Source organism: Ruegeria sp. BC6 (assembly GCF_056539185.1).
This window is the reverse complement of record NZ_JBQFUM010000005.1, coordinates 276,762-294,874: the sequence shown is the minus strand read 5'-3', so window position 1 is coordinate 294,874 and position 18,113 is coordinate 276,762. Positions and strand designations below refer to the sequence as shown.

The 18,113-nt window shown below is 61.1% G+C and carries 24 protein-coding genes; 13 read left to right on the top strand and 11 right to left on the bottom strand.

What is annotated here, in order from left to right:
- Positions 1-29: 29 nt before the first annotated feature.
- The 8 genes from ACR0MM_RS16005 to ACR0MM_RS15970 all read right to left on the bottom strand — a co-directional run bounded on the left by ACR0MM_RS16005 (position 30) and on the right by ACR0MM_RS15970 (position 7,194).
- Complete coding sequence (locus tag ACR0MM_RS16005) at positions 30-416, bottom strand: hypothetical protein (protein ID WP_480697291.1); 387 nt, start codon at positions 414-416, stop codon at positions 30-32.
- Entirely contained in the window at positions 413-1,501 is a 1,089-nt protein-coding gene (flhB, locus tag ACR0MM_RS16000; RefSeq protein ID WP_480697289.1) for a flagellar type III secretion system protein FlhB, read from the bottom strand. The genes ACR0MM_RS16005 and flhB overlap by 4 nt, the downstream gene beginning before the upstream one ends.
- Positions 1,498-2,271: a flagellar biosynthetic protein FliR gene (locus ACR0MM_RS15995; protein WP_480697287.1), complete on the bottom strand. Its 774-nt coding sequence runs from the start codon at positions 2,269-2,271 to the stop codon at positions 1,498-1,500. Before ACR0MM_RS15995 ends, flhB begins: the two co-directional genes overlap by 4 nt.
- Positions 2,268-4,295 (bottom strand): flagellar biosynthesis protein FlhA, encoded by a 2,028-nt coding sequence (flhA, locus tag ACR0MM_RS15990; protein WP_480697383.1) that lies wholly within the window; start codon positions 4,293-4,295, stop codon positions 2,268-2,270. The genes ACR0MM_RS15995 and flhA overlap by 4 nt, the downstream gene beginning before the upstream one ends.
- Positions 4,296-4,358: 63 nt before the next feature.
- Positions 4,359-5,063 (bottom strand): transglycosylase SLT domain-containing protein, encoded by a 705-nt coding sequence (locus tag ACR0MM_RS15985; protein ID WP_480697285.1) that lies wholly within the window; start codon positions 5,061-5,063, stop codon positions 4,359-4,361.
- 72 nt (positions 5,064-5,135) lie between these two features.
- The gene (locus ACR0MM_RS15980; protein WP_093963783.1) at positions 5,136-5,564 is read right to left on the bottom strand and encodes an Lrp/AsnC family transcriptional regulator; all 429 of its coding nucleotides are present in this window, start codon (positions 5,562-5,564) and stop codon (positions 5,136-5,138) included.
- A gap of 56 nt (positions 5,565-5,620) precedes the next feature.
- Entirely contained in the window at positions 5,621-6,940 is a 1,320-nt protein-coding gene (locus ACR0MM_RS15975) for an MFS transporter (RefSeq protein WP_480697283.1), read from the bottom strand.
- Complete coding sequence (locus tag ACR0MM_RS15970) at positions 6,940-7,194, bottom strand: metal-sensing transcriptional repressor (RefSeq protein ID WP_170343144.1); 255 nt, start codon at positions 7,192-7,194, stop codon at positions 6,940-6,942. The genes ACR0MM_RS15975 and ACR0MM_RS15970 overlap by 1 nt, the downstream gene beginning before the upstream one ends.
- Before the next feature lie 132 nt (positions 7,195-7,326).
- On the opposite strand from ACR0MM_RS15970, the gene ACR0MM_RS15965 reads away from it, so the two are divergent.
- From ACR0MM_RS15965 to ptsN, 7 genes are all read left to right on the top strand, one after another.
- Positions 7,327-7,941 carry a ribonuclease D gene (locus ACR0MM_RS15965; RefSeq protein ID WP_170343143.1) on the top strand — a complete coding sequence of 205 codons (615 nt, stop codon included), beginning with the start codon at positions 7,327-7,329 and terminating at the stop codon, positions 7,939-7,941.
- Positions 7,938-8,906, top strand: coding sequence for a KpsF/GutQ family sugar-phosphate isomerase (locus ACR0MM_RS15960; protein ID WP_480697281.1), 969 nt, complete (start codon positions 7,938-7,940; stop codon positions 8,904-8,906). Before ACR0MM_RS15965 ends, ACR0MM_RS15960 begins: the two co-directional genes overlap by 4 nt.
- Positions 8,907-8,918: 12 nt before the next feature.
- Positions 8,919-9,518: an LPS export ABC transporter periplasmic protein LptC gene (gene lptC, locus ACR0MM_RS15955; RefSeq protein ID WP_170359908.1), complete on the top strand. Its 600-nt coding sequence runs from the start codon at positions 8,919-8,921 to the stop codon at positions 9,516-9,518.
- 3 nt (positions 9,519-9,521) lie between these two features.
- Complete coding sequence (locus ACR0MM_RS15950; RefSeq protein ID WP_170343140.1) at positions 9,522-10,013, top strand: LptA/OstA family protein; 492 nt, start codon at positions 9,522-9,524, stop codon at positions 10,011-10,013.
- Positions 10,013-10,771, top strand: coding sequence for an LPS export ABC transporter ATP-binding protein (lptB, locus tag ACR0MM_RS15945; RefSeq protein WP_093963638.1), 759 nt, complete (start codon positions 10,013-10,015; stop codon positions 10,769-10,771). The genes ACR0MM_RS15950 and lptB overlap by 1 nt, the downstream gene beginning before the upstream one ends.
- A gap of 252 nt (positions 10,772-11,023) precedes the next feature.
- On the top strand, positions 11,024-11,587 hold the full coding sequence (gene hpf, locus ACR0MM_RS15940; RefSeq protein WP_170342438.1) for a ribosome hibernation-promoting factor, HPF/YfiA family: 564 nt from the start codon (positions 11,024-11,026) through the stop codon (positions 11,585-11,587).
- A 56-nt stretch (positions 11,588-11,643) separates the two neighbouring features.
- Positions 11,644-12,108: a PTS IIA-like nitrogen regulatory protein PtsN gene (ptsN, locus tag ACR0MM_RS15935; protein WP_093963782.1), complete on the top strand. Its 465-nt coding sequence runs from the start codon at positions 11,644-11,646 to the stop codon at positions 12,106-12,108.
- 60 nt (positions 12,109-12,168) lie between these two features.
- Here ptsN and dalA read toward each other — a convergent pair whose 3' ends face one another.
- Positions 12,169-12,687: a divisome-associated lipoprotein DalA gene (dalA, locus tag ACR0MM_RS15930; RefSeq protein WP_093963636.1), complete on the bottom strand. Its 519-nt coding sequence runs from the start codon at positions 12,685-12,687 to the stop codon at positions 12,169-12,171.
- Positions 12,688-12,856: 169 nt separating this feature from the next.
- On the opposite strand from dalA, the gene ACR0MM_RS15925 reads away from it, so the two are divergent.
- Together ACR0MM_RS15925 and ACR0MM_RS15920 are read left to right on the top strand one after the other, a co-directional pair.
- The gene (locus tag ACR0MM_RS15925; RefSeq protein WP_170365582.1) at positions 12,857-13,456 is read left to right on the top strand and encodes a L,D-transpeptidase; all 600 of its coding nucleotides are present in this window, start codon (positions 12,857-12,859) and stop codon (positions 13,454-13,456) included.
- Positions 13,457-13,594: 138 nt separating this feature from the next.
- Complete coding sequence (locus ACR0MM_RS15920; RefSeq protein WP_005979327.1) at positions 13,595-13,777, top strand: hypothetical protein; 183 nt, start codon at positions 13,595-13,597, stop codon at positions 13,775-13,777.
- Between the two features lie 74 nt (positions 13,778-13,851).
- On the opposite strand, the gene hemH is transcribed toward ACR0MM_RS15920, so the two are convergent.
- Both hemH and ACR0MM_RS15910 read right to left on the bottom strand, forming a co-directional pair.
- Positions 13,852-14,901, bottom strand: a complete 1,050-nt coding sequence (gene hemH / locus ACR0MM_RS15915) for a ferrochelatase (protein ID WP_170445287.1) — start codon at positions 14,899-14,901, stop codon at positions 13,852-13,854.
- Positions 14,902-14,956: 55 nt separating this feature from the next.
- The gene (locus ACR0MM_RS15910; protein WP_480697279.1) at positions 14,957-15,787 is read right to left on the bottom strand and encodes a methyltransferase domain-containing protein; all 831 of its coding nucleotides are present in this window, start codon (positions 15,785-15,787) and stop codon (positions 14,957-14,959) included.
- On the opposite strand from ACR0MM_RS15910, the gene ACR0MM_RS15905 reads away from it, so the two are divergent.
- The 4 genes from ACR0MM_RS15905 to ACR0MM_RS15890 are packed head-to-tail and all read left to right on the top strand — an operon-like array spanning position 15,768 to position 18,112.
- Complete coding sequence (locus ACR0MM_RS15905) at positions 15,768-16,532, top strand: double zinc ribbon domain-containing protein (RefSeq protein WP_480697277.1); 765 nt, start codon at positions 15,768-15,770, stop codon at positions 16,530-16,532. The two genes, ACR0MM_RS15910 and ACR0MM_RS15905, sit on opposite strands and share 20 nt — an antisense overlap.
- Positions 16,533-16,569: 37 nt before the next feature.
- The gene (gene grxC, locus ACR0MM_RS15900) at positions 16,570-16,827 is read left to right on the top strand and encodes a glutaredoxin 3 (protein WP_170342430.1); all 258 of its coding nucleotides are present in this window, start codon (positions 16,570-16,572) and stop codon (positions 16,825-16,827) included.
- On the top strand, positions 16,827-17,657 hold the full coding sequence (locus ACR0MM_RS15895) for a carbon-nitrogen hydrolase family protein (protein WP_480697275.1): 831 nt from the start codon (positions 16,827-16,829) through the stop codon (positions 17,655-17,657). Before grxC ends, ACR0MM_RS15895 begins: the two co-directional genes overlap by 1 nt.
- Before the next feature lie 14 nt (positions 17,658-17,671).
- Positions 17,672-18,112 (top strand): MarR family winged helix-turn-helix transcriptional regulator, encoded by a 441-nt coding sequence (locus ACR0MM_RS15890; RefSeq protein ID WP_170343133.1) that lies wholly within the window; start codon positions 17,672-17,674, stop codon positions 18,110-18,112.
- Position 18,113 lies beyond the last annotated feature (1 nt).

The window sequence follows — 18,113 nt, the reverse complement described above, 5'->3', positions numbered from 1 at the left end:
CTCCAAAAGGGCGGGCTTCAGCTTTCGTATTACTGGTTCATCAGTTTCCTGGCGCGTGCAATGCGCAGCGCGGTTTCTTGATCGCGCTGCAACGTCTCAACCGCCTGCTTGCGGCCGAATGCTTGGCGAAGGTCCTCCATCATTGCCAGTTTCCGGGATCTGACCCGCGCCAATTCAGTGTTGAGGTCACGCCGGGTTCTGGACTCCCACCCGTGCCACAAGACGTCCGCGCCAGCGATCTGGTACCCAGGGGTTTGCGCGGCGTCCGACGCCGTTTGGGCGACCTGCGCGTTCAGTGCGCTGATATGTGCCTGAATGCGGCTTTCGGCCTCAAGTATCGGTTTCAGTTTCTGAAACTCTCTTTCGAATGAAGCCGCCGTGACCGCCGCTAGATCCCCTAGTTTCGTGCGTGTCATCCGACCGTTCCCTTCGCGCGTTTTCGCATGGCTTCGGCAAATCGGATGGCGGCAGCGACCGGACGATACAGGTCTTCCGTTATCTCCTTTCCGATTTCGACGGTCGCATGCAGGGCTCGCGCCGTCGGCGGGTCCGAATGAATCGGAACTCCTGACTCCATTGCCGTTCGGCGGATTGTCGCGGCAACTTCGTCAACGCCCTTTGCGACGCAGACGGGTGCGGTTCCACGGGCGCGGGTCCATTTCAATGCCACCGCAAAATGGGTGGGGTTGACGATGACCACGTCGGCCTTTGGAACCTCGGCCATCATCTGGTTGGTCGCAATCTCTTGCGCGCGCTGGCGTCTCTGCTGTTTGACATGCGGATCGCCTTCCGAGTCCTTCGTCTCGTCCTGCAGTTCTTTGCGCGACATTCGATTTTTTCGCATGTGCTCGGAATACTGCCACAGGTAGTCGATGACCCCGATGGCCAGCGTGACAGCGACGGCGATGAACAGGAACCCAAACAGAAGGGTCATCATCAGCGGGATGGAGGCTCGTGCGGGGCTGGCTGCAGCGGTCAGGATGTCCGCCAGGTTGGATTTCAAAAACACGGCAAGGCAGATGCTGTAGATCACCAGCTTGATGAAGCTTTTGAGGAACTCAAAAAGTCCGGCACGACCGAACTTGTTCTTGGCATTGGATGGGATTGAAATGCGGGACATCTTCGGCGTCAGTTTGCTTGGGGCAAACACCAGAGCGCGCAGTGCCAAGAGGTTCAGCAACACAAACGCCGCTGGAACCGCCAACAGAATGCCCGCGGAAACGGCAACCTTTTCCATCAGCCCGCCGACCGGTGCAGCCGCGCTGCCAGACGTCAACAACCGTGACAGTTCCGGGGCCTGATCAATCAGAACCATCAGGGATGATCCCAAATGTTCGGTCGAAAACTGCCCGACCGCCAAAAGAGCGATTGTCAGGCCGGAATAGGCGGCAACCGCGGAAAGGTCATTTGATTTGACGACCTCACCCTTTTCCCGAGCCTTCTGCAGTTTCTGCGGTGTCGCCTCGAAGGACTTGTCAGTGTCATCGTCCGAGCTGCTCATTCCGGTGCTCCGGTCGGATCAAGCAAGTACTGGAACAGGACGTCAGACCAGACCGCAAGGATGATCGGCGTTCCCGCGAACAAAAGGAACAATCCGGCAAAGGTGATTGCCGGCGCGCCCACAAAGGCGACCATCAGTTGAGGCATGGCCCGGTTGATGACACCCAGGGCCAGGTTGTAGATCAATGATGCAATGACAAACGGCATGGCCAGTCCAAAGGCCAATGCAAAGCTGCGCGATACCTGCGACACCCCCCAACGTGACAGATCGGTCGCTGTTGGGGCTGCACCCACCGGGAATAGTGAATAGCTGTCGACCAGGAATTGGGCCACCCGGATGTGAACGCCCATCAGTGTGGCAAGGGCCAACCCGGACAGTGTCAAAAAATGTCCCATCGCCGGGGCCGGATCCGCAGCGGCGCCACCCAGGATCTGCGATAACGACGTGGCTTGCGCGGCCATCGACCCGGCGGTTTGAAGGGCGAGTACCAGTAGCCGAAGTCCGATCCCCAGGGTCAGGCCGATCAGGATTTCGGTCAGTATCAATTGAACCAGCGGCATCAGGCCACTGTCGGGCTCGGCAACGGAAACCGACGGCGCGACGACCAGCGTGAATGCCATTGCGACCCCCAGCTTTACGCGGGTTGGAATGCTGCGCTCCCCGAAAGCTGGTAGTAGGGAAACCAGCGCTGAAACCCTGAGAAAAACCGCAAACGAGGACCACAGGACGCCCCCCAGCTGAGCCAGCAAGTCCGGCGGCAGCCCAATCACACCGGCACCGTTCCGACCAGAGCCGGCCGCGCTTCGAGCCCAATTTCCTCGAACGACAAGACAGGATTCGAAATTCCCCGCGCGTGCATGATGGTACGCAGCAACCTGCGCCGCCGCGTCGAGGTTACCAACGCCGGGAACACACCCTGATCCGCGCTGCGTGTTATCGTCGTGACGACGCCATCGGCCAGTTTGTTGAACAGATTGGGGGGCAGTGCCACATCCAATCCAGCATTCGGAGTGTCGATCTGGTAGGTGGAGAACGTCTCCTCCCATTCCGGCGCCAACTGGATCAGGGGAATTGAGCCGTCGCCGCGCTTCAGGTCCGCCACCAGCTGGAAGCCCAGTCGCTGGCGCACGATCTCGCAGATCGCCTCAGGCTGCGTCGTGGTCATCCGCGCCTCGGCCACGCTTTCAAGGATCAGCGCCATGTTGCGGATCGAAACCCGTTCTTCGAGCAGCAGCCTCAAAACCGCATGCAGGGTGTCAATCGGAACTTTGTCGGGGATCAGCTCGTCCAGCAGCTTTCGGTTCGCCTCGGCCCGGACCGGGTCACTGAGGCGGGTCATCTCTGACAGGAGCCGACGCAGGGATTTCAGGGTCAGCAGGCGCGGGAAGTTCTGCTTGATGATCTCCAGCAGATGTGTGGCCAGAATCTCGGGCGGGGTGACGATGGTTGCGCCGCTCAGCGCGGCGGCCTCTTGATCCTTGGGCAGGATCCATCGGGCGGGCGCGCCGTAGACGGGTTCGGTGACGTCATTGCCTTCCGGCAACAGGTCCAGCCCGTCCTGCACCAGCGCCAGGATCAGGTCGGGGTGAAGCACCCCCCGGGCCTGTTCGACGCCCTGAACACGAATGACGTAAGTGCCCGTCGGCAAGTCGGCCCGGTCTGTCAGTCGGATCTCCGGCAGGATCAATCCAAAGCTCGACGCCACGTAGGTCCGCATGTTGGCGATCCGGGCGTCCAATCCGGTGCCGGGGTTCAACACCATGCTGACCAGATCCGGGGCAAATTCGAGGTGAACGTCGTCGAGGTCAAGGACGTCTCCGATGCCTTGTGATGCCTTGGGCTCGGCGTCCGAAGCCGGCATCTGTGCCGCCTCTGTGGCAGCTGATTGCTTTCTGTGAACAACGAAGGCCGCATAGCCCAGGATCACGCCACCGAGAATGAACGGCAGAAAAGGCAACCCGGGCACCAGCGCAAACAGCACCATCAGGATCGCAACGGTTGCCAGCGCAGCCGGATGCCGCCCCAGTTGCGAGAACAAGGCGGTGTCGGTTGCACCCTGCGTGCCACCGCGGGCCAGCAACAGGGCGGATGCGATGGAGATGATGACAGCCGGTATCTGCGTGACCAACCCGTCACCAACAGTCAGGATCGCATAGGTTTCAAACGCCGAGGCGACCGGCATACTGTGCACGATCACCCCCATGATCAACCCCATCACCAGGTTGAGCAGGGTAATCAGCAGCCCTGCAATTGCGTCGCCCTTGACGAATTTGGATGCCCCGTCCAGCGACCCGAAAAAGGTGGTTTCCTGTTGCTCAAGCTCGCGCCGTTCCTTTGCTTGCTGATGGTCGATGGCGCCGGCAGACATGTCGCTGTCGATGGCAAGCTGTTTGCCCGGCATTCCGTCAAGGGCAAAGCGGGCCCCGACTTCGGCCATGCGCGCCGCACCTTTGGTGATCACCATGAAGTTCACGATCAGCAGCACACCGAATACCACGAGGCCCAGGAAGATGCTGCCGCTCATGACGAATTGGGCAAAGCCCTCGATGACGTCACCGGCCGCGTTGGGCCCGGTATGGCCCTGCCCGATGATCAGCTTGGTCGACGACACGTTGAGCGACAGGCGCAGCATCAGCGAAGCCAGCAGGATTGTTGGAAAGGACGAGAAATCCAGCGGCCGCTCAATGAACAGGGTCAGGGTGAAAATCAGGATGGCCAGTGCGAACGAGGCCGCAAGGCCAATGTCCAGCACCCAGGATGGCATTGGCAGGATCATCATGACGATCACGGTCATCAAGGCCAACGCCAGTAGAACGGTGGGTGAAAACAGAGATCGGGCGTCAAGCTTTGGCACGCGTCACTCCTGATCGAACGCTATGAAGGCAGCAGCAGCGGCGGAGGCGGGAACCAATGAACCCAAGCGGCCCGGCCCGGTTCGGCCACGACCGGGCGGGATCAAAGGCGCGGCCGCCTGGGAAAACGGATCGCGCCCGGTGTGTCCCGGTTGCACCGGCGGCACCCCGTCGAGATTGGCCAGGATGGTTTCAAACCGGTCCGTATAAGCCTTTGCAAGGCCCGGCGTGCGCGAGTGATAGGCGCCAACCGCATGCCCCCACGATCCCTGTTCGGCATAGAGCGACTTCAGGAACTGCGCCGCGTAGACAGCGTTCAGATCCGGATCAAACATAGCGTCTATGGACCGGAAGGCTTTGCCATGCCAGCGGTAGTTGATCTGGAAACAGCCAATATCAAAACTGCGCGCACCCGCTTTGAACACGTCGAAGACAAAGGCCTTGGCCTCGGTCTCGGTGGCGAACCAGTACCCTTTGCCCTCGACATTGACGGTCCAGGGCCAGGGTGTCAGGCGGCCCCTCATGCTGCGCCCGGTCTCGGTTCGAGTGACGGCCAACAGGATATCCTGCGGCACACCTTCGGCTATGGCCGCCCGGCGCGCGGCCCGGTCGCAGACATCAGTCGCGTGGCCATCCGACCATGCCAGGGCGGCAGGCGCGGCGGCGGTAAGCCAAACGGCGATCGAGATGAAAAACTTGAGCTCTGGCATTCTGCCGGTCCGGGGATTCTTGTGTCCGGGCCAAGCTAGCCAGTTTTGGGTTTACAGAGGGTTATCGGGACCTCAGCCCCGATCGATGCGGCGGCCGAACACAACGCTGGTGTTGGTCCGCAGCACTCCCGGGATCGCCGCTAGCTCATCAACCAGAATGTCCAGATCCTCGATCCGCGGCGCTTCGGCGGACAGCAACAGATCGAATTCTCCATTGATCGACAGGCACAGCTTGACCTCTGGATAGGCTTCGAGCCGCTTGATAATGCGGGCGGTTTCTTTCTGCTGTACCTCCAGCAGGACAACGACCTGGACCTTGGGCGTGTCCTCGGCCTGGCGCAGGATCACCGAATATCCGGCGATCACACCGTTTCTCTCCATCCGGCTGATACGTTCATGCACCGTAGTCCGGGCCACCCCGAGCGTTGCCGCGATATGGGTGGTCGAGGCGCGCGCGTTGTGTTGCAGCGCGGCAATGATGCGGCGATCAAGCTGGTCCATCGATGCTCCGTGTTCCGAAGGGATGGTTCGGGTGTATGCCAGTTTGGCGCCTGCGCTCAAGGCTGATGCGGGTATCGGGGGTGAAGGTCGTCGATGATGATCGGGTGGGCGTGCTCTGCCGATCCGGACAGGTGCGGATGGTCGACCGGCAGGTCCGGATGCTGGTGGATGACCGCGCCCGGCTCGGCGCGAGGCCATGCCAACAGAGCTCCGACCAGACCGCACAGTGACAGAACGGTCAACAAAGCCATGGCCACTGTCGCACCGAACGCTGTCATGACCCATCCGGCCAGCGGGTAGAGAACCAACCAGCAGGCATGCGACAGGGTGAATTGGGCGGCGAAGACGGCCGGGCGGTCTTCGGCGTGGGCCGACCGGGTCAGCAGGCGCCCCGACGGGGTCAGGGTTGCCGAGTATCCGAAGCCGACCAGTGCCCAGATTGCGGACAGCCCGGCAAGGCTCATGGGTACAGCTGCAGACAGGATCGCAGCAAACGCCATGGCCGCGGTGGCAATTGTCGCACCCGCCAGCATCACTTTGCGGTCCTCGAACCGCCGCAAAACCGCCGGCACGGCAAATGCCGCCAGCATGGACCCGCTGCCGAAACCGGCCAGCGCGATGGCCACGGCACTATCGGACAGCCCCAGGCTTGCACGCACGATGACGACGGTATTGACCAGGACCATCGCGCTGAGCGCTGCGGCGCTCCAACTCAAAGCCAGCAACCCCCGAAGGCGTGGTGTGGCCAGATAGATCCGCAGACCGCGGGTTGTGCGGTCGAAGATCCCGCGCGGCCGGACGGGCGTGGGTGAGGGAAGGGCAACCGACATGACCAACAAGGCCGAGGCGGCAAAGCCGAGGCTTGTTCCCAGAAACAGGCTATCGAAGCTGACGAAGATCAGAAGGAACGCAGCCAGCATCGGGCTCACCAGACTTTCCAGATCATAGGCCAGGCGCGACAGCGACAGCGCCTTGGTATAGTCCTGTTGGTCGGTCAGAACGTCTGGTATCGTGGCTTGGAACGCCGGGGTGAACCCGGCTGAGGCAGATTGCAGAACGAAGATCAGAACGTAGACCTGCCAGATGTCGGTCACGAACGGCAGGCACAGCGCCACTGCGGCGCGGACGAGGTCCAGCGTCACAAGCAATTTTCGCCGGTTTAGCCGTTCCGCAAAGGCCGCCGCCACCGGTGCGACCGTAACATAGGCAACCATCTTTATCGTCAGTGCCGTACCCAGAACCAGGGCCGCAGAGCTTCCGGCCAGATCGTAGGCCAGAAGCCCCAGGGCCACCGTGGCAAGACCGGTGCCCGTCAAGGCCACGATTTGCGCAGCAAGCAGGTGACGATAGACCCGGTTTTGCAGAACGCTCAGCATCACAGGTACTTGGTGATGGCCTTGAAGGCGTCGACCGAGTCGGCGTCGCCCGAAGCAAGGCAATGGTCGACATGATCATGGATCAGTGTCCGCTTGGCATTCGTGATCGCCTTTTCCACGGCGAAAAGCTGCTGAGCGATGTCCGGACAGGGCTCCTGGTCGTCCAGCATTGCGATGACCTTGGCCAGATGCCCATGTGCGCGTTTCAGGCGCGCGATGATCTGCGGGTGAGTTGAATGCTTGTGAGGGTTCATGCATTAACCCTATCCCCCCCATGGGGATACATCAAGCCTGCCGGAGATCAATCGCGGCATCGGTCCGGATGGCGTTGAGTTTGCAGGCCAAACACCCTATTTCGGGGACGATACCGAACGAAGGAAACACGTGTGGCGAACCATCTGTACAAGAACGACCTGCCCGATGGGCTGGATCTGGGCCCGATCGTGGCCATTGATTGTGAGACCATGGGTCTCAACCCGCACCGGGATCGCCTGTGCGTGATTCAGATGTCCGGGGGTGACGGCGATTGCCATATCGTGCAGGTCGAAAAGGGCCAAACCTCGGCGCCGAACCTGAGTGCCATGCTGGAAAACCCGGATGTGCTGAAGCTGTTTCATTTCGGGCGGTTCGACATTGCCGCGATGTATCATGCCTTCGGGGCGTTGGCCGCTCCGGTGTATTGCACCAAGATCGCCAGCCGCCTTGTGCGCACCTATACCGATCGTCATGGTCTCAAGAACCTGTGTCAGGAGTTGCTGGGCGTCGATATCTCGAAACAGCAACAGATGAGCGACTGGGGTGCCGAGACCCTGACCGAGGCCCAACTGGATTATGCGGCCTCCGACGTCCTGTATCTGCACCGTCTGCGTGATGCCTTGAACGCGCGGCTGGCGCGTGAAGGGCGCACCGAGATGGCGCAGGCCTGTTTTGACTTCCTGCCGATGCGTGCCAGACTGGATCTGGCCGGATGGCCTGAAACGGATATTTTTGCGCACTCATGACAGACAATGAATCCTTTCTGAAGGTTGCCCGTCAGGTAATCACCGACGAAGCCCGGGCGTTGGATGTTTTGGCCGACAGCCTTGACGACCGATTTGCCGAAGCCGTTCAGCTGATCCTGCAGGCCACTGGGCGGATCATCATCAGCGGCATCGGCAAGTCGGGACACATCGGCCACAAGATCGCCGCAACCCTGGCCAGCACCGGCACGCCGGCCTATTTCGTCCATCCGGCCGAGGCCAGCCACGGCGATCTGGGGATGGTGTCGAAAGGAGACGTGGTTCTGGCGATCTCCAATTCGGGCGAGGCGCCGGAACTGGCCAATCTTCTGGCCTTTACCCGGCGGTTCGGCATCCCTTTAATCGGCCTGTCCAGCAAGCCCGAAAGCTCGTTGATGAAACAGGCGGACGTGCATTTGCTGATCCCCTCTCTGGGCGAGGCTTGCGGTTATGGGATGGTGCCGTCGATTTCGACCACGCTGACGCTGGCCATGGGCGATGCGCTGGCGATTGCGCTGATGAAATATCGTGACTTCAAACCAGAGGATTTCCGCGCCTTCCATCCGGGCGGCAAACTGGGCGCGCAGCTGAGCGCCGTACGCGATCTGATGCACAGTGGCGATGCGGTGCCGCTGGTTTCTGCCGACACACCGATGAGCGACGCGTTGATCGAGATCAGCCAGAAAGGCTTTGGCGTGGTCGGGGTGACGGACGCGGATGGCAAGCTTGCCGGCATCATCACCGACGGCGACCTGCGGCGCCACATGGAGGGGCTGCTGAACAATACCGCCGCTCAGGTCATGACCCGCAATCCGACCACGATCGCACCGGAGTCGCTGGCCGAAGAAGCCGTGGCGATCATGAACGCGCGCAAGATCACCTCGTTGTTCGTGGTCGACCCCGAACAGCCGGGATTGGCGCAGGGCCTTCTGCATATTCACGATTGCCTGCGCGTCGGGCTGGGCTGACAGGAGGCGCAGGTGGACCGCTATTCCCGAATGGTGCAGTTCCTGAAGGTTCTGTTGCCGCTGGCGGCGATTCTGCTGCTGTCCACGGTATTCCTGCTGTCGCGCAGCATCGAAACCAACGTCTCGGGTCCGTTCACCCAGCAGGATATCGACGAACGGCTTGAGGGGCAGCTTGTAACCCGCCCGAACTATCGGGGGACCACCCGCAAGGGCGAAGATGTCCAGGTCGAGGCGGTGCGGGCCAGCCAGGGAACTGCCGACAGCGATCCAAGAGCAACCGAATTCCGTGGCCGGTTCGGCCTGCTGAACGGTGGGGTGATCACACTGGACTCCAACTCGGGGTCGATCAGACCGGACAAGGCGACGGCCACCTTCACGGGGGACGTGGTGATCACCACTACGGACGGGATCCGGGTGACGACAGACCTATTGAATACTTCTTTGGACGAGATCCGGGGCGATACGCCCGGTCAGGTGCAGGGAACGGGACCAATCGGCAATTTCTCGGCTGGGCGGATGACATTCGGCGCTGAAAAAGACGGTGGACCGGTCCATATTCTTTTTACAGATGGCGTTAAGCTGTTATATGAGCCGAAAAAAGCCGAAAGATAGACTGTGTTTGATTTTCGTTTCGTCCTCGTTTGTTTCGCCCTGGCCGTGGGTTCGGTGCCAGCGTCCGCGCAGGAAGCGCAGGTGGCCTTTGGGTCGGTGAAAGCCGATCCCAGTCTGCCGGTCGAAGTGACATCCGAGACGCTGAACGTCAATCAAGAGGACGGTTCGGCCGAGTTTCTTGGCAACGTCATTGTCGTGCAGGGCGAAATGCGCCTGTCCGCCGGTCGCGTGTTGGTGATCTACAACCAGGATCGGTCGGGGATCGAACGCATGGAGGCCTCGGAAAACGTCGTGCTTGTCAGCCCGCCGGATGCCGCCGAGGGAGACTGGGCGGAATACACCATCGACTCGGGTGTGATCGTGATGAAGGGCAACGTTCTGCTGACGCAGGGGCCCAGCACGATCAGCGGCGACCAGATGATTGCGAACCTGACAAGCGGAACCGCGACCATGTCGGGGCGGGTCAAGACGATCCTTCAGCAGGGCGGCAATTGATGGCGGGCCCGCAACTGTCCGTTGCCGAAGGGTCTCAGGGTCTGAAGATTCAGAAACTGCGCAAATCCTATCGCAAAAAGACCGTGATCCGGGACGTGTCGATGACGCTGGACCGGTCCGAGGTCGTGGCGTTGCTGGGACCGAACGGCTCGGGCAAGACGACCACGTTCTATTCTGTTGCTGGGCTGGTGTTCCCCGAGGCCGGAACGGTCACGTTGGACGGTCAGAATGTAACCACGCTGCCGATGTATCGCCGGGCGCGCATGGGCATTGGGTATCTGCCGCAGGAAATGTCGATCTTTCGCGGCTTGAGTGTCGAGGACAATATCTCGGCCGTGCTCGACATTGCGGTGAAGCATGTGCACCGCCGCAAGGAACGTCTGGAAGAGCTGCTTTCGGATTTTTCGATCGAGCATTTGCGGCGGGCGCCTGCCCTTGCATTGTCGGGCGGTGAGCGCCGTCGCGTCGAGATAGCCCGCTGTCTGGCCGCCGACCCCAAGTACCTGCTGCTGGACGAGCCATTTGCCGGCGTCGACCCGATCAGCGTGGGCGATATCCGGCATCTGGTGGCGGATCTGAAAAAGCGTGGAATCGGCGTACTGATCACCGACCACAACGTGCGGGAAACGCTGGAAATTGTGGACCGCGCCTATATCCTGCACGACGGGCAGGTGCTGATGTCCGGATCGCCCGACGAGGTGGTGGAAAACGAAAATGTCCGCCGCGTGTATTTGGGTGAAAACTTCAAGATTTCATAGGCTTAGCTGTGATTGCGCCAGGCGCATGACAGAATTCGCGTATATACACTCCTGTTTTGATTGACTCTTCTGCCGCCTCTTGGCTCAATTGGGACATGGCATTTTCGCGGTTCCAGACTGGATCTCGATCTCCCTTCTCCGAAGGGCCCTACCGAGGACAACCGCGAAACATGTCTCTACCCCCCACCCGATAAAAACAAGCATGTCACCTGACGTGACGTCATAATGGGTGTGAATTGTGAAGGAGATCACATGCGTTACCAAATCAGCGGCAAACAGATCGACATTGGTGCAGCCTTGCAGACACACGTGCAGGACGCATTGGGCGAGGTCGTGAGCAAATATGCTCAGCGACCGACGGATGCCAACGTCGTCTTTTCCCGTTCAGCGCATGAGTATGTGTGCGAAACCACCATACATATGTCCACGGGCCTGACAGCCCAGGCCAAGGCACATGCAACCGAAATCTATGCAGCATTCGAGGCGTGCTGCGAAAAGATGGAGAAACAGCTGCGTCGCTACAAGCGTCGCCTCAAGGACCACCATCGTGAACGGGCTCAGCCGGTTGAACTCTTCGGAGCGTCATCTTATATCCTCGCCTCGAACGAATCGGACGTGGCCGACGAACCCGACTCATTGCAGCCCATCATCGTGGCTGAGATGGAAACCAAGATCCCATCGTTGAGTGTCGGCGAAGCTGTCATGCAAATGGAATTGGCCGGCGCCCCGGTGCTGGTGTTCAGGAATGAAAACAAGGACGGATTGAACGTCGTGTATCGCCGGGATGACGGCAATATCGGCTGGATCGATCCGTAACAGGCAAGAATTGGGCGGGGCCCCCGGATTTTGGGGGCGTCGCCGTGGAGCAAAACATGGATTTGTCGAGCATACTGAAGCCCGAAGCGGTGCGCGTGCTATCTGCAGCGTCCAGCAAAAAACGGTTGTTTCAGGAAATCGGTGACGTCGCCGCGGGCGCACTCGGACTTGATCCGCAGACCATCGTAGACTGCCTGCTGGAGCGGGAAAGCCTTGGGCCGACCGGCGTTGGCCATGGTGTTGCCCTGCCACACGCCCGTTTGTCCGAGATCGACTCGGTTGCCGGCGTGTTCGTCATGCTGGAAAAGCCCATCGACTTCGGATCGGTCGACCGTCAGCCCGTGGATCTGGCCTTTGCGCTGTTCGCCCCGGAAGACGCCGGTGTCGAGCACCTCAAGGCCTTGGCGCTGGTATCGCGCACGCTGCGCGACAGCGCGGTCTGCTCGAAGCTTCGGGCCAACCCGGATCCGGTCAAGCTGTATGCGATCCTGACCACAGCTCAGTCCATGCAAGCTGCCTGAGACCTGTTAGAAAAAAAAATCCCCCGGTTTTCGGGGATTTTTTTTCGTCTGGGGCCAAGCTTAACCGCCGGTTCCCATCTCGAGCGTCCACCAGATCTTTCCGCCGTTTTCCTGGTGCCATGCAAACCCCATCTGGGTTGCTTGCGGGTCCATGATCACCGATCGCGGACCCGGTTCCTGCATCCACGCGGCCAGGGTTTCGGTTTCGGTCTCGTAGGTCTCGGAAATCGCTTCACCCAGGAAACGGCCCGCATAACCGGCACGGGCCACCCGGTCGAGTGGCGAAGATCCGTCCGAGCCGAAATGCCAGGGTCGGTTCTGCCGCGACATGTCCTTGGCGTGCGTCGCCGCCGCTGCGTTCAGCTGCGCGTTCAACTGCACCGACTGGAGTCCCGACGCCTGCCGCAGGGCGTTTACGGAATCAAGCATGCGGAACTGCAGTTTTTCGGGATTTCCCCGGATCTTGTAGGCTTTGGGCAGCGGGCGCCCATCCGCACCAAGGGTTGAAGTGCCGCTCACGTCGGTACATGCCGCCAGCGCGACAAGGCAAATCAAGAGCAGGGAAAATATGCGCGTCATGATGAGTCCGGTTTGCTTGTTTCCAATTGGCAATACCCTGCCAGCGGCCCATGAGCAAAGGCTCAAATGCACGAACCCGCATGATTCTGCCGGTTTGATTTGCGACTGAAGCATTCTGGCAATAACATAGAGCGGATTCTTGCACATCTTTCGCAGAGGACCTGTCACCATGGTCAAGAAACGCGTTTTCTCTTCGTCCCGCCGCGGATTCCTCGCTGGCGCATCGTCTTTGCTCGCCAGCCCGGCGATCGCCCAATACATCCCGGGCGACCCACTGCGCCCTGCACCCGAGCCTGAACCGGCCGTTCGCCGCAACGTGTCGGGGTTCAAGGCGCAGCAGTGGCAGCCCTACTTCTCGAACACCCGGAACGGGGCGATTCTGGTCGACACCGTTTCCCGCGCTTTGCACTACTGGTCGGAAGACCAAACCGTCTACAAGCTGTACCCGTCGTCGGTTCCGCTGACCGAAGAACTGACCCGCCGCGGTCGCACAAGTGTCATCCGCAAGGTCGAAGGGCCCAGCTGGTCGCCGACGCCGTCGATGAAGAAAAGAAACCCGGAATGGCCGGATTACATCCCTCCGGGGCCCGATAACCCGCTGGGAACGCACGCGTTGTATCTCAGCTGGAAGTATTACCGGATCCACGGAACCCACGATACGCGGAAAATCGGCCGCCGGTCGTCGAACGGGTGCATCGGGTTGTTCAACGAGAACATCGCAGAGCTGTACGCCATGGCGAAGGTCGGGACGCAAGTGTTGCTAATTTGACGACATTTTCGCGCGCCAACCCGCTTGCACTGCAAGTTGCAATTGCATTCGTTCTGCTTTGCTGATTAGAAAAAACCACGAGGTAAGTCTTAGGTGTGTGGTTCCGCAATTGGGATCGCGCAAACTCTGGAGGTTAATATGAAGAAACTTGTACTCGCTGCTGCACTGACCGCTGCTGCTTCGACCGCATATGCTGGCAACCTGGAAGAGCCGGTTGTTGAGGCACCTGTTGTCGTCGAAGAAACCCAGGGCTCGTCGCAGGGCATCATCCTGCCGCTGATCCTGCTGGTCGTTGTTGCCGCAGCTGTTGCCGCAGGCTAAGTCCAACGGACTACGACAAAAAAGAAAGGCGGTGGATTTCCACCGCCTTTTTTCGTGCTTGTTTCCGGGCCGGTTCAGTCCAGCCAGCCTTTGAGGTTGTCCTCGACAACCTTGCCCAAGGCCGCGATATGCGCGTCCTCGTCGTTGAGGCAGGGAATGTAGGTAAAGCTTTCGCCGCCGGCGTGCTCAAAGCTTTCGCGGATCTCTTCATTGATCTCTTCCAGCGTTTCAATGCAGTCCGACGAAAATGCCGGGGCGATGACGGCGATGTTCTTTTTGCCCTGCCGAGCCAGTTCCGCGACATGGTCGACAGTGTAGGGCTTCAGCCATTCCTCGGGCCCGAATCGTGACTGGAAGGTGGTCACCAGTTGATCATCCGCCCAGCCCAGCCGTTCTTTCAGCAGGCGTGACGTCTTGGCGCACTGGCAGTGGTACGGATCACCCTGCATCAGATAGCGTTCCGGCATGCCGTGATAGGAGCACACCAAAACGTCCGGCTTGGCCTCCATCGCGGCATAGGCCGTCTCGACCGACTGCGCGAGGGCGTCGATATAGGCCGGCTCGTCGAAATAGGCGGGCACCGTGCGGCTGGCGGGCTGCCAGGCCTCGTCCATCAGTGCGCGAAAGAACTGGTCGTTCGCGGTGGCGGTCGTAGCGCCAGCATATTGCGGATAGAGCGGGAAGAACAGGATGCGGTCGCAGCCCTCGGCCACCATCTGGCGGACCTTCGACTTGGTCGAGGGGTTTCCGTAACGCATGCAGAAATCCACCATGACCTTGTCGCCATACCGGTCCTGCATCGCCGCACGCATCTTGCCGGTCTGGTCCTTGGTGATGGTCATCAGCGGGCTTTCGCCCTTGTCGTGGTTCCAGATCGACTTGTACGCCGCGCCCGAGCTGAAGGGACGTTTGGTCAGGATGATCGCCTGCAGGATCGGCTGCCATTTCCAGGCCGGATAGTCGATCACCCGCCGGTCGGACAGGAACTCGTTCAGATAGCGGCGCATCGGCCAATAGCTGTAGTCGTCCGGGGTGCCGAGATTGGCCAGAAGAACGCCGACACGGCCCATCTTCACTTTTGGGTGGTCTGCCGGAGCGTGTTCCGGGCGGGTGGCATCGAACATGGTGAGCTTCCTGAATTCTGGTTTAGAGGCTGAAATAATCGGTTCGGTCAGCGGGTCAATCGGACAGTTTGCCTTCTTTGGTGCCAAGGGCGTCGGCCAGTCTCATCTGGGCCGAACCGGGGCGCAGCGGCTTGGGCTGGCTGGCATCCGGTGCCCAGCCCGTCAGGCAGATCAACTCGAAAGTGGCAGTCAGCCGGCCTTCGGGAGATGTGAAATGCGCGGCGTAAATCTCTTGGGCCTTAGAAAACACCGCGCGGCGCGACGGGTGCTTCAAACGTTGTGTCATGGCGTTGGTTTCACCCATCGCGCGCAGGTCCCGCATCAGGTGCCACAGGTCGCGATACGTCGCCGTCAGGCGTACTTTGTCCGCAACAGGCAATGCAAAACCCGCACGCTGCAGCAGTGCGCCAAGATCTCGCAACTCGGCCATCGGCGCGACACGGGGGCTGAGACCGCCGGTCACCTCGACCTCGGCCTGACGCAGCGCGGCCCGCAATTCGTGCAGGGTTTCACCGCCCAGACACACCACCAACAACAACCCGTCGGGCTGCAGCGCGCGGACACATTGAATCAGCTGTCCCACCGGATCGTTGGCCCAATGCAGGGCCATCGCATGAACCACCAGGTCATGCGCAGCGGGTTTGAGATCCAGCACGTCGTCATCGGCCACGACCTTGGCGCCCGGCAGGACCGGCGCCCAGATGGCGGGGCAGGGGGCTACGATCGCTGGCGCGGTAAAGGATTTGTTAACCATGGAAAGGCGATCCTGCACCTCGTCCATGGCGGCGTGGTGCAGAAAAAGGGCTTCGTCGCTGATCCGCGCGCGGTGTGCCGCAAGCGCTTTGCGATCGAACAGCGAGGGTGCATTGGGTGCTGGCAAATCCATAGGCCGCAATTATCGCATATGGCAGCGGATTCAAACCGCGATCGAGGTCGTATATCCCCCACGCTGCATCGGCTGCGGCGAGATGGCGGCCTCGGATTTCGGCCTGTGCGGGCCGTGCTGGCGCGAAACCCCGTTCATTGGCGGGACGGTCTGCCACAGTTGCGGTGCGCCCGTGCCTGGCAGCGATGATGGTCACCGAATCGACTGCGACGATTGCTTGCGCCGCCCGCAACCGTGGGCTGAGGGGCGCGCGGCATTGCTGTATCAGGGACGGGCGCGGTCACTGGTTCTGGCTCTGAAGCACGGGGATCGTTCCGAACTGGCAAAACCTGCGGCGCGTTGGATGGCTCAGGCCGGTCGCACCCTGTTTCGACCGGATACGGTGATCGCTCCGGTGCCGCTGCATTGGTCGCGGCTGCTGAAGCGCCGATACAACCAGTCCGCGCTTTTGTCGCTCCAACTGGGAAAGGAGGCGGGCCTGCCGGTCTGTCCGGATCTGTTGATACGCAAGCGGCGCACCCCACCGCTGGAAGGTAAAACGGCGGCCGAGCGTGCGGGTACGCTGCGCGATGCGATCACCGTGCATCCGCGCCGGGCGGACCGCCTGACGGGGCGCCACGCGCTGCTGGTCGATGACGTGATGACATCGGGTGCGACCCTGGCGGCCTGCACCCATGCCTGCCAAGAGGCCGGTGCGGCTCATATTTCCGTGTTGGTACTGGCGCGCGTTGCCAAGGATGCCTAATTGCCCCTAGATTGCGCGAAATCCAAGGGAACGGACCATGAAACCGGTTGTCATCTATACCTCGCCGCTGTGCGGCTTTTGCCACGCGGCCAAACGGCTGCTGAATCAGAAAGGCGTCGCCTTCGAGGAAATCGACGTTTTGATGAACCCCAAACGCAAGCCCGAGATGATCCAGCGGGCGGGCGGACGGCGCACGGTGCCTCAGATCTTCATTGGTGACACTCATGTCGGTGGCTGCGACGACCTGTACGAACTCGAACAGGCCGGCAAGCTGGACCCGCTTTTGGCTGCCTGATGAAAACCGCGCTGCTGCAGATCACCTCGTCGGACGACCCGGCCGCGAACCTGGACATGGTGCGCGCAATGATGGCCGAGGCCGCGGGCGGGGGCGCGGGGTTCATCCTGACGCCCGAGGTCACCAACTGCGTCTCGACCAGCGGAACGCGCCAACGCGAGGTGCTGCAGCACGAGGAAGACGACATCACCCTGGCGGGCCTGTGCGAACAGGCGGCGGAATTGGGCGTATGGCTGCTGATCGGATCGCTGGGGCTGAAGACTCATGACGCCGACGGGCGGTTCGCCAACCGGTCCTTCATGATCGACCCGCAGGGCGGGATCGTGGCGCGCTATGACAAGATCCACATGTTCGACGTGCAGGTCACCGAGACCGAGACCTTTCGCGAATCGGCCAGCTATCGCCCCGGGTCGCGGGCGGTGATCGCCGAGACCGCCTTCGGCAAGGTCGGCATGACCATCTGCTATGACATCCGGTTCCCGCATCTTCACGCCGCGCTGGCGCAGGGCGGGGCCACGATCCTGACGGTTCCGGCGGCGTTCTCTCCGGTGACCGGCGCGGCCCATTGGGAACCGCTGCTGCGCGCCCGCGCAATCGAGACTGGCTGTTGGGTCATTGCCCCCGCGCAGACCGGAGAACACCCCAAGACCCGGGGCAAGACGCGCCATACCCACGGGCACAGCATGGTCGTATCGCCCTGGGGCGAGGTGCTGATCGACGCAGGCACTCAGACCGGCATTCACTTTTTTGATCTCGATGATAGGTCTGTTACAGAGGCACGGCGGCGCGTGCCGTCCCTGACACATGTTCGCCCGTTCGACGGGCCCTGATCCAGAACCGGGTAATGACTGACGAAACCAACGCCCTTGCGGTCGCGCTGTTCAGCGAGATCCTGACCGCGGACCAATTGCTGCGGAACCGGCTGAGCCGGGTGCTGCCCAAGGGCATGGAAATCTCGCATTTCTCGGTGCTGAACCACCTGGTGTTCGTGGGGGGCGAGCGGACGCCTGCCCAACTGGCCAGCACGTTCCACGTGACCCGTGGAGCGATGACCAACACCTTGGCCAAGCTGGAATGGGCCGGATACATCCACATCCGCCCCGATTGGGACGATGCCCGCCGCAAGATGGTGGCGATCAGCCCGGCCGGCCGCCGGGCGCGGGATCAGGCGATCTCGGCCATCGCGCCTCTGATCAACCGGGTCGTGGGCGAGCTGGGCCTTGAGCGTGTGCGCACGACCCTGCCGGTTCTGCGCGACCTGCGCATGAAGCTGGAAGAGGAATAGG